This window comes from Micromonospora sp. NPDC005367, from assembly GCF_040606825.1.
Lineage (GTDB): Bacteria > Actinomycetota > Actinomycetes > Mycobacteriales > Micromonosporaceae > Micromonospora.
Map to the genome: position 1 here is coordinate 1 of NZ_JBEXFP010000045.1, position 15,568 is coordinate 15,568.

Below are 15,568 nucleotides of genomic sequence, written 5' to 3' on the forward strand. Positions count from 1 at the left end.
CGGGCGTCCCCGTCCCGGCCGCCGGGGCCCCGGCGGCCGGGACGGGGACGCCCGGCGGCGCAGCCGCCGCGCCGACGCGGCCGGACGTCGGGGCGTACGCCCAGGGGCCGGCGGGGCCGACGGCGAGCGCACCCGGGCTGCCCGCGCCGCGTGCCGCGGAGGCCGACCCGGCGGTGGAGCTGGAACTGGCCCGGCGCTACGCCGACGAGGCGGACCGGTACGGGCACCAGGCGGAGCTGCTGGCCCGGCGGCCGGTGCTGCTGCCGGCCTGGTCGCCGGTGGCCCGGGCGGGCGCCGTGTACCTGGCCTCGGCAGGGGTGGGCGTGCTGCTCGGATTCGTGCTGGTGGTCGCCGCGGGCGTCGGGGTGCTCGGCGCCGGCACGCTCTACGCCTGGATGTGCGCCGGGCTGCCCGCCGTGGCGTTGATCTCCGGTTGGCTGGCGCTGGGCCGATGGGGGAGGGCGCCGCTGGCCCACGGTGCGTCCGCCCGTTACCCGGCGCTGGGTGTGGGGGTCTGCTTCCTGCTGGTGCCGCTGGCCTACTGCGGCTACCTCTTGCTGCTCCGCGTCCTGCCCTGAGCGCGGGGTGAACCGCGGTGGGCGGCGCGACGCGGCGGCCGCAGGGAAGAGGTGGCCTCGCGTCGTGGCGGAGGCCACCTCTTCCCTGCGGCCGGGTCGACCTGGCGGCGGGTCAGCGACCCGCGGTCGCGAGTCCGCCGGACACCTCGGAACCGGTGGGCCGGGCGGGCCGGCGACGGCCCGTCGCGCGCCGTCCCGAGGGGACGATCAGGGCGGCCACCGCGGCGGCCAGGGCGATGGCGGTGAGCAGCAGGAAGCCGGTGGTGAAGCCGGCTTCCCGGGGCAGGCCGCTCGCCTGCGGGTGGGCGGTGATCACGCTGCTCACCACGGCCGCGCCGATCGCGCCACCGATGGTGCGGATGTTCGCGTTCATTCCGGTGGCCACGCCGGTCTGGCTCGGTGACACGTTGGCCACGATCAGGTTTGCCATGGACGCGAACGCCAGCCCGATGCCGATGCCGACGAGGCCGCCGGCCACGCCGATCTCCAGGCGGGTGTCGTGGGCGACGGCGAGCATGGCCGAGGCGGCCACGTTGAAGACCGCGCCGGTGGCCAGCTGCGCCTTCGCGCTGAACCGGGCCTCCAGCCGGCCGGCGGTGATTCCGGCGACGAACATGCCGACCAGCATCGGCAGCATGAGCAGGCCGGCCTGGGTCACGCTGGCGCCGAAGCCGTAGCCGGCGCTGGCCGGGGTCTGCACGAACTGCGGTACGAAGGCGTAGACGGCGAACATCGATCCGCCGTAGAGCAGCGCGACCAGGTTGGTCGTCCACACGCCGGGCAGGCGCATCATCCGCATGTCGATCAGCGGGTTCGCGGAGCGCGCCTCGGACACCAGCCAGCCGATCAGCAGTACGCCGGCGAGCGCCAGCAGGCCGAGTACGGGAAGGGACGTCCAGCCCCAGGTCGCGCCCTTGCTGACCGGCAGCAGCAGCGCCACCAGCCAGCCGGAGAGCAGCAGGGTGCCCGCCCAGTTGATCCGGCCGGGCGAGCGGATCGGCGACTCCGGCACGAACAGGTGCGCCGCGAGCGCGGTGAGGGCCACGACGACCATCGGGATCCAGAACAGCCAGCGGTAGCCGAGGAGGGAGACGATCGGACCGGCCAGGACGACGCCGAGGCCGCCGCCGGCGGCGATGATCGCCGAGATCGTCGCGACGGACGAGCTCACCCGTGCGGCGGGGAACTCGTCGCGGATGATGCCGAACGAGAGCGGGAAGACCGCGCCGCCGATGCCCTGCACCACGCGGGCGATGATCAGCACGCCGATGCTCGGCGCGATGGCCGCCAGGAGGCAGCCCAACGCGAGCGCGGCGAGGGCGACGACGAGCATCCGCCCCTTGCCGATCATGTCGCCGACCCGGCCGAGGATCGGTGTGAAGATCGACGCGGAGAGCAGGTAGGCGGTCAGCACCCAGGTCACGGTGTTCTGCGAGGTGTGCAGATCGTGCTGGATGGTGGGCAGCACCGGGGTGATCAGCGATTGGAGCATCGCGAAGAAGCCGGCGCCGGCCGCGAGGACTAGGAAGGTCAGCCGACGCGAGCCGCGTCGGATGGTCTGGGTCACGAGGGAAACTCCCATGTGGGTACGAAGGACAGGTGCCGCGGTCGCGCCGCCCAGCTGCTCGGCCGCTCCCGTGTCGGGTGGGCCGTCGCGACCACACGGTGGGTCGGTCGGCGGTGGGCGGGCCGATTCAGTGGTGGTGCGGGTGGGCGCAGCCGGTGTCGAACCGGATGGCGGGGATGACGCGGCTAATCGGTGCGGGTCTGGGTCGCCGGTCTTCGGCGGAGCCGGCGGGGTCGTCCGGAGTAAGCTTTCCGGAGGCGCAACTCCGGTCAGTATCGGAGGGGTGCCTCCACTAATTTAGCGGAGGGATGCCTCCGGTTGCAACCGAGGGAAGGTGACCTGCGCCATGGCCAGCACTGGCGAGCTGGGGGAATACCTCGCGCGGCGCCCCAAGCGGGCCGACGCCCAGCGCAACTACGACGCGTTGGTCGCCGCGGCCCGGGAGGCCTTCGCCGAGGCCGGCGTGAACGCGTCGCTGGAGGAGATCGCCCGGCGGGCCGGAGTCGGCATCGGCACCCTCTACCGGAACTTCCCGAGCCGCCGTGAACTGTTCGAGGCGGTCTACGTCGACGAGGTCCAGGCGCTCAGCCACTCCGCGGCGGACGTGGCGCACCTGCCCCCGTGGGACGCGCTCGTCGCCTGGCTGAACCGGTTCGTCGCGTACGCGGCCACGAAGCGGGCGCTCGCCGAGGAGCTGGCGCACGACTCCGAGGTCTTCCGCCGGTGCCGGGCCGAGATCTACGCCGCGGGGCAGCCCATGATGCGGTGCGCCCAGGAGGCCGGCGTGGTCCGCCCGGAGGCCACCTTCGACGACGTGCTGCGGCTGATCAGCGGCATCGTCGCGTTCCAGTTCCCGGAGCCGGGCCAGCGGGACCGCGTGCTGGCGATCGCCCTGGACGGGCTGCGCTACCCGCCCGCGCTCGCCTGACGCGACCCCGCCGGCCGGTCCGGGTTCTCGTGACCGCCCGGTCAGGTGGCCTTGGCCAGCGCCTCGAACTCGGCGTCGGTGAGCTTCACCTCGGCCGCCGCGACGTTCTCGTCCAGGTGCGCGACGGAGGACGTACCCGGGATCGGAAGCATCACCGGCGACCGGCGCAGCAGCCAGGCGAGCGCGAGCTGCGCGGGCGTCGCGCCGTGCTCGGTGGCGATGGCGTCCAGCGGCCCGCCGGGGCGGGCGAGGTTGCCCGTCGCGATCGGGAACCAGGGGATGAACGCGAGATCATTGCGCTCGCAGTACTCCAGCACGTCCTCGAAGTGGCGGTCGGCCAGGTTGTAGAGGTTCTGCACCGACACGATCGGGGTGATCTCGCGGGCCGCCTCGATCTGCTCGACGGTCACCTCGGACAGACCGATGTGCCGGATCTTCCCCTCCTGCTTGAGCAGCGCCAGCTCGCCGAGCTGATCGGCCAGCGGCACCGTCGGATCGATCCGGTGCAACTGGTAGAGCGGGATGCAGTCCAGGCCGAGGTGGCGCAGGCTCAGCTCGCACTGCTGGCGCAGGTACTCCGGCCGCGCCAGCGGACGCCAGTCGCCGGGCCCGGCCCGGGTGAAGCCGGCCTTGGTCGCGATGACCAGATCGTCGGCGTACGGGTGCAGCGCGTCGCGGATCAGCAACTCCGAGACGAACGGTCCGTAGGAGTCGGCGGTGTCGATGAAGGTCACGCCGAGCTCGACGGCCCGGCGCAGCACCCGGACGGCCTCGTCGGGGTCCTTCGGATCGCCCCAGACTCCCGGTCCGGTGAGCTGCATCGCCCCGTAGCCGAGGCGATCGACCTGGAGGTCCCCACCGATCCGGTAGGTGCCGGCGGCCTTCGCAGGCCGCTTATGGGCGTTGTCTGCCATGTGTTCTGTTCCCCTTGTCGCGTCACGCTTCGTACGCCAATCTAGCCGCCGCCGTGGGCGTCCTCGCGGCGAACGTCCGTCCGCGCCCCGGCGCGACGCGGCCGCACACAGGCGCGATCCCGATCGCCGGCATTCGAGACGGCTCGCGGAAACGGGGCGGCCCGGCCGGATCGGCCGAGCGTCGGCCACGCCGGCACCACCCGTGCGACGCTGAGCCCGTGCCGGTCGTGTCGACCCGGGTCGGGTCGACCGGCGACGCCACGGGGGGATGCAATGGCAGGTGTGCCGCAGGTCGACTTCGCGCTCGACACGTACGAGTGCATCGTGCTCTACCCGGGCCGGGCCGGGCGGGCGTTGTCGACCCAGACGATCCAGCGGCTGCAGGCCGAGCACGCCGAGCACATGCAGGCGCTGCAGCGGCGCGGCATCGTCCTGGTCTCCGGTTCGGTCGACGGCCGGGCAGACAACCCGGACCCGCCGATCGGGTTCGGGCTGGCCCGTACCGGCTCGGTGGAGGACGTACGCGGCGTCATGGAGGCCGACCCCGCGGTGCAGGCGGGGCTCTACCGGGTCGACGTGATGACCTTCCTCTGCCCGGCCGGCTCGCTGGAGTTCCCGCTGGCCAAGACGGAGAGCTGACACCGGCCGCGCCGGGCCCCTGCCGCCGGGGCGAACGCGGCAGGGCGCGGGAGGACCTGCTGGCCGGTCCGGACGGGGGGCGTACGATTCCGGCGCGCGGTCGCCGTTGCCCGCCAGCCATAACGTCCCTGATGCGGTTCCGCCCGCCGTCCATGCGCGCCGCGCGACGGTGGCGGATCGACCCGCAGCCCGCGAGGGGGTCGGCCACCAGCCCGACCCGGAGGAGAGACTAGCCTGATGGGCGTGACACGCCGCGCGAAGATCGTCTGCACTCTCGGCCCCGCCACCTCTTCCCCGGAGCGAATCCGGGGTCTCGTAGAGGCCGGGATGAACGTGGCGAGACTCAACTTCAGCCACGGCAGCCACGCCGATCACGAGGCGGTCTACCGGCTGGTCCGGGAGGCGGCCGATTCGGCCGGTCACCCGGTGGCCATCCTGGCCGACCTCCAGGGACCCAAGATCCGCCTGGGACGGTTCGCGGACGGCCCGTACGAGTGGCGCACCGGTGACTCCGTGGTGATCACCAGCGACGACATCCTCGGCACCAAGGACCGGGTCTCCTGCACCTACAAGAAGCTGCCGCAGGAGGTCAAGCCCGGCGACCGGATGCTGATCGACGACGGCCGCGTCGCCGTCGAGGTCACCGACGTGCAGGGCAACGACATCCGCTGCCTGGTCACCGAGGGCGGCCCGGTCTCCAACAACAAGGGCGTGTCGCTGCCCAACGTCGCGGTCAGCGTTCCGGCGCTGTCGGACAAGGACGAGGAGGACCTGCGGTTCGCTCTCGGCCTCGGGGTCGACATGATCGCCCTGTCGTTCGTCCGCTCGCCCGACGACATCAAGCGTGTGCACACCATCATGAACGAGGTCGGGGTGCGGCGGCCGGTGCTCGCCAAGGTCGAGAAGCCCGAGGCGGTGGACCACCTGGAGGCCATCGTGCTGGCCTTCGACGGGGTCATGGTCGCCCGCGGCGACCTCGGCGTCGAGATGCCGCTGGACCAGGTCCCGCTGGTGCAGAAGCGCGCGGTGCAGCTCTGCCGGGAGAACGCCAAGCCGGTCATCGTGGCGACCCAGATGCTCGACTCGATGATCGAGAATTCACGCCCGACCCGGGCCGAGGCCTCGGACGTGGCCAACGCGGTGCTCGACGGCGCGGACGCGGTGATGCTCTCCGGTGAGACCAGCGTCGGGAAGTATCCGGTGCTCACCGTCAGCACCATGGCCAAGATCGTGACGACGACGGAATGCGGCTCGTTCGCCGTGCCGCGGCTCCAGCACGACCCGCGTACCCACGGTGGCGCGCTCACCATCGCCGCCTCCTCCATCGCCCGGGCCATCGGCGCCAAGGCGCTGGTCGCCTTCTCCCAGACCGGCGACACGGTGCGGCGGCTCAGCCGGTTGCACTGCGACCTGCCGCTGCTGGCCTTCACCCCGGTGCCGGAGGTACGCAACCAACTCGCCCTCGCCTGGGGGGTCGAGACGTTCCTCATGCCGTTCGTCCAGCACACCGACGACATGTTCCGCCAGGTCGACGAGGCGCTGCTCGGCCTCAACCGGGCCAACCCCGGCGACTACGTGGTGATCGTGGCAGGTAGCCCGCCCGGCACCCCCGGCTCGACCAACACGCTGCGCGTACACCAGCTCGGTTCCCTGGTCGACGCGGCCTCGGCGCGGGCCTTGCAGTGACCGACCCGAAGGTCGTGGTCGGCCAGGCCGCGGTCGACCAACTGCTCGAGGTCCTCGACCTCGAGCAGACCGCCGCCATGACCTTCAGGGGAATGAGCCCGCCCGTCGGGCCGCAGCGGGTGTACGGCGGGCAGGTCGCCGGCCAGGCGCTGGTGGCCGCCGGCCGCACCGTGGATCCGGAGCGGCCGGTGCACTCGCTGCACGGCTACTTCGTCCGTCCCGGAGACCCGGCCGAGCCGATCGAGTACCAGGTCGAGAACGTCCGCGACGGACGCTCCTTCTCGGTCCGCCGCTCGGTGGCCGTCCAGCACGCGAAGCCGATCTTCTTCATGTCGGCCTCGTTCCAGCGGACGGAGGAGGGGTTGGACCACCAGGCGCCTGCACCGCTCGACGTGCCGGCGCCGGATGAGGTGCCGACCATGACCGACCGGCTCGCCCGCTACCCCGAGCGGCTCGGCATCTGGTCCCAGATCCCGCGCCCGATCGACGTCCGCTACGTCGGTGAGCCCGGCTGGGTACGCCCCGGCGACCGGCCGGCCAACCCGCACCAGCGGGTCTGGATGCGCATCGACGGCAAGCTGCCGGACGACCCGCTGCTGCACGCCTGCGCGCTCACGTACGCCTCCGACCTGACCCTGCTCGACTCGGTGCTCTCGGTGCACGGCGAGGTGTGGGGCCCGGGTGGTGTGGTCGGCGCCAGCCTCGATCACGCCCTCTGGTTCCATCGGCCGTTCCGGGCCGACGAATGGTTCCTCTACGACTGCTGGAGCCCGTCGGCGTCCGGTGCCCGGGGGTTGGCCACCGGGCGGATGTTCACCACGGACGGCCGCCAGATCGCCAGCGCCGTGCAGGAGGGTCTGCTGCGCCGCGTCGGCGCCTGACTGGACTGCCGCCCGGGCCGCGCGAGTGTGGCCGCTGTGACATGCCAGATCGGCCGAGGGGCGGCGGGCCGGGCGGCTGACCAGCCCGATAACCTTTGCGGCATGCGTCTCTCCGCTCGGGTCGACTACGCCCTCCGCGCGACCGCCGAGCTCGCGGCGACGGCCAACGGGCCGGGGCGGGGGCGGCCCGTCACCGCCGACCAGATCGCCCGCGCCCAGGAGATCCCGCCGAAGTTCCTGGAGAGCATCCTGCTGCAACTGCGTCGGGGCGGCGTCGTCCACGCCCAGCGCGGTCCCGAGGGCGGCTACTGGCTGGCCCGGCCGGCGGGCGAGATCTCGCTGGCCGAGGTGATCCGGGTGATCGACGGACCACTCGCGCATGTGCGCGGGCAACGCCCGGAAGAGCTCGGCTACCACGGCGCGGCCCGCGCCCTGCAGGAGGTCTGGATCGCGTTGCGGGCCAGTGAGCGGGAGATCCTGGAGTTGGTGACCGTCGCCGACGTGGCCGCCGGCACGCTGCCGTCGCGGGTCACCGACTTGGCCGCCGATCCCCGCGCCTGGACCTGATCCTGATCCCGCGCCGGACGTCGGCGCCTCCTGCTGTCACGCGTCCGTCAGCTGCCACATCCGGGTGCCGCGCTAAAGGAGTGCACTGCCGTCCCGCTGGAGGTTCACGCTGCCGGCGTCGCCGCCGGCGTCACGCTACGTGCCGGTGGCGGAGCGTGCCCGCGCGGCCCGCCCGGCCGACCTCGACCCCAGCGCCTTTGCTCTGCACCCACCGACGCACCACCCAGCTGATCTGCGGCTGAGCGGGGCGAGCGTTGAAGACGCCGACCGACGTTGGTGACGAGCAGCGAATGGCGCGTATCCGGGTGCAGAGCAAAGGCCGCGGTGGAGCCACCGATAGCCAAGCAGGAACGTCACGCCTGGTCACGTCACGGGTGGGGGTGTGTGGCTGATCCGGAGGGTGCCCCCGGGCCGGCGCGGAGCAGAGCCGCGGAAGGCACCGGGCCGCAGCCGCGGAATCCGCACAGCTACGGCCCGGTGCGCCACACCGCGGCATTCCCGACCCGTCCCGACCGGGAATGCCGTACCACCACCGGAGACAAAACTAGGCGTCGTCCGGGTCGCGGGGGTGACGCGAGCGTGAAGATCGTGTTTCAGGCATTCCTCCGCAGGCCGCCGGCGACCTGCTCGGCGACCAGCTCGAACGAGCGGACCCGGTCCTCGATGTCGTACACCATCGTGGTGAGCATCAGCTCGTCCGCGCCGGTGCGCTCCAACAGGTGGTTCAGCTGCCGGCGTACGGTCTCTGGCGAACCGACCGCCTGACCCTCCAGGCGCTGCGCCATGAACTCCTGCTCGACCTCGGTGTACGGGTACGCCGCCGCCTCCTCCGGAGTGGCCAACGGCTGCGGTCGGCCCGAGCGCAGCCGCAGGAAGGACAGCCCCGCCGGCCCCGCCAGCCAGTGCGCCCGCTCGTCGGTCTCCGCGCAGAACACGTTGACCGCCACCATGGCGTACGGCTTGTCGAGGAAACGCGACGGCCGGAAGTGCTGCCGGTACAGCGCCAGAGCGGGCAGAGTGTTCTGCGCGCTGAAGTGGTGCGCGAAGGAGAACGGCAGCCCGAGCAGACCGGCCAGCTGGGCGCTGAAACCGCTCGAACCGAGCAACCAGACCGCCGGCTGCTGCCCCAGGCCCGGCGAAGCGGTGATCGGGCCCGCCTGCTCCCCGCTGAAGTAGTTCATCAGATCGGTCAGCTCACGGGGGAACCCCTCGGCCGACAGCCCCTCCATGGTCCGGCGCAACGCCAGCGCGGTGACCTGGTCGGTGCCCGGGGCGCGGCCGATACCCAGATCGATCCGACCCGGGTGCAGCGCTTCGAGCGTGCCGAACTGCTCGGCCACCACCAACGCCGGATGGTTGGGCAGCATCACACCGCCCGAACCGACCCGGATGGACGAGGTCGAGGCGGCCAGATGGGCGATCAGCACCGCGGGAGCGGAACTCGCGATCGCCGGCATGTTGTGGTGCTCGGCCACCCAGAACCGGTGGTAACCCAGCTCCTCGGTACGCCGAGCCAGCTCGGTGGTGTGTCGCAGGGCCTCACCGGCGTTGGCGCCGGCGGCGACGGGGGCAACTTCGAGGACGGAGAGCGGTACGTCGATCACACGCCTCGGCAACCCGGAACGCGTCGGATTTGTTCCCCGAAGCGACTCAACCCACGCCCCGCGCCTGCTCGAAGATCAAGCTCGTCTGGGTGTGCTGCACCGCGGGGTCCACCGCGAGGTGGTCGAGCACGAAGTCCCGCAGCGCGTCCGCCGAGGCAGCCCGCACGTGCAGCACGTAGTCGTCCGCGCCCGCCACATGGAACACCGACACCACCCCCGGCAGCAGTACCGACCGGCCCCGGAACGCGTCCACCGCCGGCCGCTCGTGCGCCGTGAGCCGCACCGAGACCAGGGCCTGCAACGGCAGCCCCAGCGCCGCCGGGTCGATCTCGGCGTGGAACCCGCGGATCGCCCCGCTCTCCCGCAACGCCCGGGTCCGCGCGAGACACGTCGACGGCGCAACCCCGACCCGCTCGGCGAGCGCGTTGTTCGGCAGCCGGCCGTCGGCGGCCAACTCGCCGAGAATCGCGCGGTCCACGTCGTCCAGGGCCGAAAACGGCCGCACATCATTCGGAGCAGGCGTCATGCCGACATCTTTCACCGAACTTGAACCGCATCCAAGCGGCTTTCACAGAATCATGTTCGGAACTATTGCACGATGTCAGCCCGATGTTCGACGCTCTCGCCATGACGACCGTGGACACCCGAGCCGTGCACGCCGGCCGCGACGACCTGAACGCGCTCGGCGTCCACGTGCCACCCATCGATCTCTCCACCACCAACCCCCTGCCGTCCGTCTCGGCAGGCGGTGACGCCTACGAGAAGCTCGCCACCGGCGGCACCCTCGAAGCCGGCGACAGCCCCGTCTACCAGCGGCTCTGGAACCCCACCGTGGCCCGCTTCGAGACCGCGCTCGCCGACCTCGAAGGCACCGCCGCGGCCGTCGCCTTCGCCAGCGGCATGGCCGCACTCAGCGCCACCCTGCTCGCCGCCACCCGCGACGGTCACCGGCACATCGTCGCCGTCCGCCCCCTGTACGGCGGCACCGACCACGTACTCGCCACCGGGCTCCTCGGCACCACCGTCACCTGGGCAAGCCCCGACGAGGTCGCCGCCGCCGTACGCCCCGACACCGCGCTCGTCGTCGTCGAAACTCCCGCCAACCCCACCTGCGACCTCGTCGACATCGCCCGACTCGCCGACGCCGCCGGCGACGTCCCCCTCCTTGTGGACAACACCGTCGCCACCCCAGTGCTCCAGCGGCCCGCCCAGCACGGCGCCACCCTCGTCCTGCACAGCGCCACCAAGAGCATCGGTGGACACGGCGACGTCCTCGCCGGAGTCGTCGCCTGCGACGCCGACTGGGCCGCCCGGCTCCGGCAGGTCCGCGCGGTCACCGGCGCGATCCTCCACCCGCTCGGCGGGTACCTGCTGCACCGCGGCCTCCAGACCCTGCCCATCCGGGTCCGCGCCCAACAGGCGGCCGCCGAGAAACTGGCCGGCTGGCTCGCCGGCCACCCCGCCGTCGAACGGGTGCGCCACCCGTCCCTGCACGACCCGGCCGGACTCGTCGGCCGGCAGCTGAACGGCACCGGCAGCCTGCTCGCCATCGAGGTACGCGGCGGCGGGCCCGCCGCCGCCACCGTCGCCGGGGCATGCCGGCTGATCACCCACGCGGTCTCGCTCGGCGGGGTGGACACCCTCATCCAGCACCCCGCCTCACTCACCCACCGCCCGGTGACCGGCGACGCCAAGCCCGCCGACGGGCTGCTGCGGATCTCCGTCGGCCTCGAGGACCCGGAGGACCTGCGGGCCGACCTGGAGCAGGCCCTGGCCCTGATCGGCTGACCACCGGGCTCCTGACGCGCGAGGCTCGCCCCAGGCCAGGTCGCGGCCCGCCACCGCCAGCACCCGCCGCCGACGTGTCGCCGGCGACCCTACGACTTGGGGCCGACGTGCCGGTCGAGCGTGGCGACGGCGTCCCGCCGGGCCACCGAGAGTGAGTTGCGTCGGTTCATCCGCCAGGCGACGCCCAGCAGGTCCAGCGCCCACTGGCAGAGCCCCATGATGTCGGCCGACTCGTTGGTGAACAGGTAGCGCGGATAGACGTAGTGCTTGCCCCGCACCGTCACCCGGTTGCTGATCCGACAGCCGTCGGAGTGGAACAACCCCCGCGCGAACTCGCCCGGGTGCGCGATCAGGATCGGCTGCTGCCAGTCGGCGAGGACGATCGGTCGCTCGTGCTTTTTTCCCGGCCCATGCTGGGGGAGCAGGCAGGGCCAGTGCTTGCCGTAGCTCTGCACGCTGACACAGCCCTGGTGCGGGACCCGTTGGACCCGCGAGGCGAGTACGGCCCGCATGGCCACGTCACACGCCTCGATCAGACCGGGCCAATTGTTGCTGCAGCTGACCCGCAGGACCGGTACGCGTGCGGTGGTGACGAGGTGACCGTCGCCCAGGTAGAGGCCGAGCAGGTACGCGTACGCCCGTTGATCTGTCGGATTGTGGTCAGGCCGGCAGCGGAAGCAGCGACGAGCCGTTCCCTGAACCGCTCGCTCCGGCCGCGCATGGCACCAGTCCCAAACCGTGCGGTAGGAGAGGCCGACGCTGCGTGCGACGTCTGCCACGTTGGCGCCGGAGAGGTAGAGCTCCCGTGCGCGAGCGCGGATTTCAGGGGGATGCACCCGGCCATCGTCGAACGGCCGTACGACGATTTGGTGTCCCCGGTGGGATTCGAACCCACACTGTCGGAGGTTTGAGCTCCGTTTCTCTACCGGTTGGAATACGGGGACATCCGCACGGAACGCTCTGGCGGCGCCTCATAGGGTACCCACTACGCTAAGGACGGCGACACCCGGCTGGGCGGGTGTCGGGTTCTGACTGGTGGGGGTAGGGCTCGTGGCCGAGACGCAGACGGATGCCGAGCGCAGGCGTGTACTGATCGCCGAGGACGAGGCGCTCATCCGGCTGGACCTCGCCGAGATGCTGGTCGAAGAGGGCTACGAGGTGGTGGGCGAGGCGGGGGACGGCGAGACCGCCGTCCGGCTCGCCGAGGAGCTCAAGCCGGACCTGGTGATCCTCGACATCAAGATGCCGATCATGGACGGGCTGGCGGCGGCCGAACGGATCGCCGGCGCCCGGATCGCTCCGGTGATCATCCTGACCGCGTTCAGCCAGCGGGATCTGGTGGAGCGGGCGCGGGCGGCCGGTGCGATGGCGTACCTCGTGAAGCCTTTCCAGAAGAGCGACCTGGTGCCGGCGGTGGAGATCGCGCTCTCCCGCTACTCGGAGGTCGCCGCCCTGGAGGCGGAGGTGGCCGGGCTGACCGACCGCCTCGAGGTGCGCAAGGCGGTGGAGCGCGCCAAGGGCGCCCTGATGACGACCTACGGGATGACCGAGCCACAGGCGTTCAAGTGGATCCAGCGGACCGCGATGGACCACCGGATGACCATGAAAGAGGTCGCCGAGCGGATCCTCGTCGAGACCGCCGGCGGTGAGGCGCCGCGCCCGGCGTCCTGATCGAGGTACGCCGGGCCGCCGTGTCGGCCGGGCCGCGTTGACGCCCTCCGATCGATAACATCGGATCCGTGTCCGTCCGGCACGTCATCGTGGTGCTCGGTCTGCTCGCCGTGCTCCTCACCGGCTGCGAGCGGGTGGGGCGGCCCGACGACGATCGACCGCGCCCGGTCGATCCGGGTTGGCGGTCGTTGACGCTCCCGACGCCGCCGGGCACTCCGGGCCGGCCACTGCTGCGTGCCGCGACGACGTGCGCCGGCCGGTGGTACGTGGTGGGCGGGGTGGCGGACGCGGCCGGCGCCACCCGGCCGGCCGTCTGGTCGAGCGTCGACGGGGTGACCTGGTCGCTGCCGCGGCTGGTGCCGTTGAGCTTCTACGGCCGGCAGCAGGTGCTCTACACCGCCGCGTGCCGCGCCGCCCGGTTGGCGGCGCTCGGGACGGTGAGCGGTGGCGCGCACGGCAATCCGCGTATCGGCAGCTGGATCGAGGGCGCTGACGGGGTGGTCCGGGAGGTGCCTGCCCCGTTCGAGCGGTTCGGCGGGCCGCGGGCGGTGAGCGCGTCCTGGTTGGTGGCCGGACCGCACGCTTGGCTGATCGTCGGATCGCGGGTCGACGGGGCGGCGGTCTGGGCCTCCATCGACGGTGCGGAGTTCACCCTGCGTGAGGGGTTGCCCGAGCTGGCCGGTGACCGGCGTGGCCGGACGGCGGCGTACGACGGGTTGGCCGTGGGAACGGGTTGGCTGGTGGTGGGTGCGGTGCTGCCGGCCGGCGGGACGGCGTTGTCGCCGCTCGCCTGGACCTCGTCGGACGGGCTGGCGTGGCGGCGGGCGGAACTTCCGACGCCGGATGGCCGGGGGCAGGCGCAGCGAGTGGTGTCGGTGGGCGGCGCGGTGGTGGCGGTGGGTTCGGCGGGGGACGGCTTCGTGGCCTGGCGTAGGGCCGCCGATCCGGTGTCGGACGGGGCGGCGGCGCGGTGGCGGCGGGCCGGGGTGTTCGCGGCGGCCGGGCCGGGGGTGGCCGCGGTGGCCGGGTTGACCGTGGTGGGTTCGGGGCTGTTGGCGGTGACGCGGACCGGTGCGGGTCACCGGCTGTGGTACTCGGATGACCGGGGTGGCTCGTGGCGGCCGGTGAAGATGCCGGTGCCGGTGGCCGATTCCGGTGAGACGGCTGTCGCGGCGGTTGCCCAGGGGGAGCGACTGTTGTTGATGGCCGATGACGGGCGGGGGTCGCACGTCTGGTGGGCATCGGGTTCGGCGCTGCGCGTCGGCGACGGGAGTGGATCCTTTCCCAGCACGTGGAATTGAAGCTCTGGGACGTCTGATGAGGATGTTCTTACAGCGATCGTTTCCGATCCGCCACGCCGTGTAACGGTTCGGTCAACCCGGTCGCTCAAGACTTACGCCACTGCTTCACGGTGGGATAACGTCCGGCCCCAGACCGGAGACGACGGTCGGGTTCGTACGCTCCGCAAGGGCCAATGGCCAGCGGGTGGTTCGAACCATGGGACGGAGGAGGGTTCGGGCCTTGAGGCAGAAGCTCGTACGGGTGCTCGGCGGTGTCGCCGCATTGGCGCTCGCCGTGGGTGGTGCCGCGGCGTGCAAGAGCGACAGCGGCAGCGAGGCGTCCGGTGACGCGTGTGGTTTCAAGATTGTGTTCTTCGGGGCGTTGACCGGCTCCGACGCGGCGCTGGGCATCAACGAGAACAACGGCGTGAAACTCGCCCTTGACAAGTACAACAAGGAGAACAAGGACTGCGAGGTCACGCTGCTTCCGCTGGACTCGCAGGGCAGCCCGGACCAGGCGCCGCAGCTCGCCCAGCGGGCCATCGAGGACGAGAAGGTGCTCGGGGTTGTCGGGCCGGCCTTCTCCGGCGAGTCGGAGGCGGCCAACCCGCTCTTCTCGGAGGCGGGTCTGGTGCACATCAGCGCGTCCGCGACCCGGCCGAGCCTGAGCGAGCAGGGCTGGAAGACGTTCTTCCGCTCGGTCGGAAACGACAACGCACAGGGCCCGGCGGCGGCCAAGTACATCAAGGACGAGATGAAGGCCGACAAGGTCTTCGTGATCGACGACCAGTCGGCCTACGGTGCGGGTCTGGCCGACGAGGTGAAGAAGGCGCTCGGCAGCGCGGTCATCGGCACGGACAAGGTGCAGGGTGGCGGCAAGCAGACCGAGTTCTCCGGCACCGTCACCAAGGTGAAGTCCTCCGGCGCCACGGCGATCTTCTTCGGTGGCTACTACACCGAGGGTGGCCTGATCCGTAAGGCGCTGACCAACGCCGGTGTCACGGCCACCCTGATCGGGGCCGACGGCATGAAGGACCCGGCGTTCATCGACGGCGCGAGCGATGCGGCCGCCGAGGGCACCATCTTCACCTGCCCGTGCCTGCCGCCGGCCGAGGTGAAGGGCACCTTCGCCGCGGACTACAAGGCGATGTACGGCACGGACCCGGGTACCTACAGCGACAACGCCTTCGACGCGGCGAACATCCTGCTGGCCGGCATCAAGGACGGCAAGAACACCCGCGCCGACATGCTGGCGTTCGTGAAGGGCTACACCGGTGAGGGTGTCGTCGGGTCGTACAAGTTCACCGACACCGGCGAGCTGGACCCGTCGGCGGTCCAGATCTGGGCCTACAAGGTCGAGAAGGGCCAGATCGTGCCGGTCAAGCGGGTACCGCTGACGTAGTGCCAGAGCGGTTTTGACCGCCAGGTAATCGCTGCGGGTGCGGTCGGGAGCACCATCCCGGCC

Annotated in this window: 15 protein-coding genes and 1 tRNA gene; 10 read left to right on the top strand and 6 right to left on the bottom strand. The window is 71.8% G+C overall.

Annotated elements, in window-relative coordinates; genetic code table 11:
* On the top strand, window positions 1-578 hold a 578-nt coding region (locus ABZS42_RS25115), incomplete at its 5' end, for a hypothetical protein (RefSeq protein ID WP_355149193.1).
* Window positions 579-690: 112 nt separating this feature from the next.
* Here ABZS42_RS25115 and ABZS42_RS25120 read toward each other — a convergent pair.
* Entirely contained in the window at window positions 691-2,145 is a 1,455-nt protein-coding gene (locus ABZS42_RS25120; protein ID WP_355149195.1) for an MFS transporter, read from the bottom strand.
* 346 nt (window positions 2,146-2,491) lie between these two features.
* Here ABZS42_RS25120 and ABZS42_RS25125 point away from each other — a divergent pair, with 346 nt between their 5' ends.
* The gene (locus tag ABZS42_RS25125; RefSeq protein ID WP_355149197.1) at window positions 2,492-3,073 is read left to right on the top strand and encodes a helix-turn-helix domain-containing protein; all 582 of its coding nucleotides are present in this window, start codon (window positions 2,492-2,494) and stop codon (window positions 3,071-3,073) included.
* Window positions 3,074-3,114: 41 nt separating this feature from the next.
* Here the strand turns inward: ABZS42_RS25125 and ABZS42_RS25130 are convergent, their stop codons facing one another.
* On the bottom strand, window positions 3,115-3,987 hold the full coding sequence (locus ABZS42_RS25130) for an aldo/keto reductase (RefSeq protein ID WP_355149199.1): 873 nt from the start codon (window positions 3,985-3,987) through the stop codon (window positions 3,115-3,117).
* 273 nt (window positions 3,988-4,260) lie between these two features.
* On the opposite strand from ABZS42_RS25130, the gene ABZS42_RS25135 reads away from it, so the two are divergent.
* The 4 genes from ABZS42_RS25135 to ABZS42_RS25150 all read left to right on the top strand — a co-directional run bounded on the left by ABZS42_RS25135 (window position 4,261) and on the right by ABZS42_RS25150 (window position 7,760).
* Complete coding sequence (locus ABZS42_RS25135) at window positions 4,261-4,626, top strand: YciI family protein (RefSeq protein WP_355149201.1); 366 nt, start codon at window positions 4,261-4,263, stop codon at window positions 4,624-4,626.
* Between the two features lie 237 nt (window positions 4,627-4,863).
* Complete coding sequence (gene pyk / locus ABZS42_RS25140; protein ID WP_355149203.1) at window positions 4,864-6,312, top strand: pyruvate kinase; 1,449 nt, start codon at window positions 4,864-4,866, stop codon at window positions 6,310-6,312.
* The gene (locus ABZS42_RS25145) at window positions 6,309-7,193 is read left to right on the top strand and encodes an acyl-CoA thioesterase II (protein ID WP_355149205.1); all 885 of its coding nucleotides are present in this window, start codon (window positions 6,309-6,311) and stop codon (window positions 7,191-7,193) included. The genes pyk and ABZS42_RS25145 overlap by 4 nt, the downstream gene beginning before the upstream one ends.
* A 102-nt stretch (window positions 7,194-7,295) precedes the next feature.
* On the top strand, window positions 7,296-7,760 hold the full coding sequence (locus ABZS42_RS25150; protein ID WP_355149207.1) for an Rrf2 family transcriptional regulator: 465 nt from the start codon (window positions 7,296-7,298) through the stop codon (window positions 7,758-7,760).
* Window positions 7,761-8,353: 593 nt separating this feature from the next.
* Here the strand turns inward: ABZS42_RS25150 and ABZS42_RS25155 are convergent.
* Together ABZS42_RS25155 and ABZS42_RS25160 are read right to left on the bottom strand one after the other, a co-directional pair.
* A complete protein-coding gene (locus ABZS42_RS25155) occupies window positions 8,354-9,364 on the bottom strand; it encodes an LLM class flavin-dependent oxidoreductase (RefSeq protein WP_355149209.1) in 1,011 nt (336 codons plus the stop codon).
* Between the two features lie 46 nt (window positions 9,365-9,410).
* Window positions 9,411-9,890, bottom strand: a complete 480-nt coding sequence (locus ABZS42_RS25160; protein ID WP_076467757.1) for an Lrp/AsnC family transcriptional regulator — start codon at window positions 9,888-9,890, stop codon at window positions 9,411-9,413.
* 83 nt (window positions 9,891-9,973) lie between these two features.
* On the opposite strand from ABZS42_RS25160, the gene ABZS42_RS25165 reads away from it, so the two are divergent.
* A complete protein-coding gene (locus tag ABZS42_RS25165) occupies window positions 9,974-11,152 on the top strand; it encodes an aminotransferase class I/II-fold pyridoxal phosphate-dependent enzyme (protein WP_355149211.1) in 1,179 nt (392 codons plus the stop codon).
* Between the two features lie 89 nt (window positions 11,153-11,241).
* Here the strand turns inward: ABZS42_RS25165 and ABZS42_RS25170 are convergent, their stop codons facing one another.
* Both ABZS42_RS25170 and ABZS42_RS25175 read right to left on the bottom strand, forming a co-directional pair.
* Window positions 11,242-11,988: a transcriptional regulator gene (locus ABZS42_RS25170; RefSeq protein ID WP_355149213.1), complete on the bottom strand. Its 747-nt coding sequence runs from the start codon at window positions 11,986-11,988 to the stop codon at window positions 11,242-11,244.
* Between the two features lie 31 nt (window positions 11,989-12,019).
* Window positions 12,020-12,096: transfer RNA gene (locus ABZS42_RS25175), tRNA-Leu, on the bottom strand.
* 106 nt (window positions 12,097-12,202) lie between these two features.
* On the opposite strand from ABZS42_RS25175, the gene ABZS42_RS25180 reads away from it, so the two are divergent.
* The 3 genes from ABZS42_RS25180 (at window position 12,203) to ABZS42_RS25190 (ending at window position 15,505) form a co-directional block, all read left to right on the top strand.
* Complete coding sequence (locus tag ABZS42_RS25180) at window positions 12,203-12,823, top strand: response regulator (RefSeq protein ID WP_132353647.1); 621 nt, start codon at window positions 12,203-12,205, stop codon at window positions 12,821-12,823.
* Between the two features lie 68 nt (window positions 12,824-12,891).
* The gene (locus ABZS42_RS25185; RefSeq protein WP_355149215.1) at window positions 12,892-14,124 is read left to right on the top strand and encodes a hypothetical protein; all 1,233 of its coding nucleotides are present in this window, start codon (window positions 12,892-12,894) and stop codon (window positions 14,122-14,124) included.
* A gap of 220 nt (window positions 14,125-14,344) precedes the next feature.
* Entirely contained in the window at window positions 14,345-15,505 is a 1,161-nt protein-coding gene (locus ABZS42_RS25190) for a branched-chain amino acid ABC transporter substrate-binding protein (protein ID WP_355149217.1), read from the top strand.
* Window positions 15,506-15,568 lie beyond the last annotated feature (63 nt).

Coding starts and splice junctions, on each gene's coding strand:
- ABZS42_RS25125 (WP_355149197.1), top strand. CDS start 2,492: ATGGCCAGCACTGGCGAGCTGGGGGAATACCTCGCGCGGCGCCCCAAG.
- ABZS42_RS25130 (WP_355149199.1), bottom strand. CDS start 3,987: ATGGCAGACAACGCCCATAAGCGGCCTGCGAAGGCCGCCGGCACCTAC.
- ABZS42_RS25135 (WP_355149201.1), top strand. CDS start 4,261: ATGGCAGGTGTGCCGCAGGTCGACTTCGCGCTCGACACGTACGAGTGC.
- pyk (WP_355149203.1), top strand. CDS start 4,864: ATGGGCGTGACACGCCGCGCGAAGATCGTCTGCACTCTCGGCCCCGCC.
- ABZS42_RS25150 (WP_355149207.1), top strand. CDS start 7,296: ATGCGTCTCTCCGCTCGGGTCGACTACGCCCTCCGCGCGACCGCCGAG.
- ABZS42_RS25160 (WP_076467757.1), bottom strand. CDS start 9,890: ATGACGCCTGCTCCGAATGATGTGCGGCCGTTTTCGGCCCTGGACGAC.
- ABZS42_RS25165 (WP_355149211.1), top strand. CDS start 9,974: ATGTTCGACGCTCTCGCCATGACGACCGTGGACACCCGAGCCGTGCAC.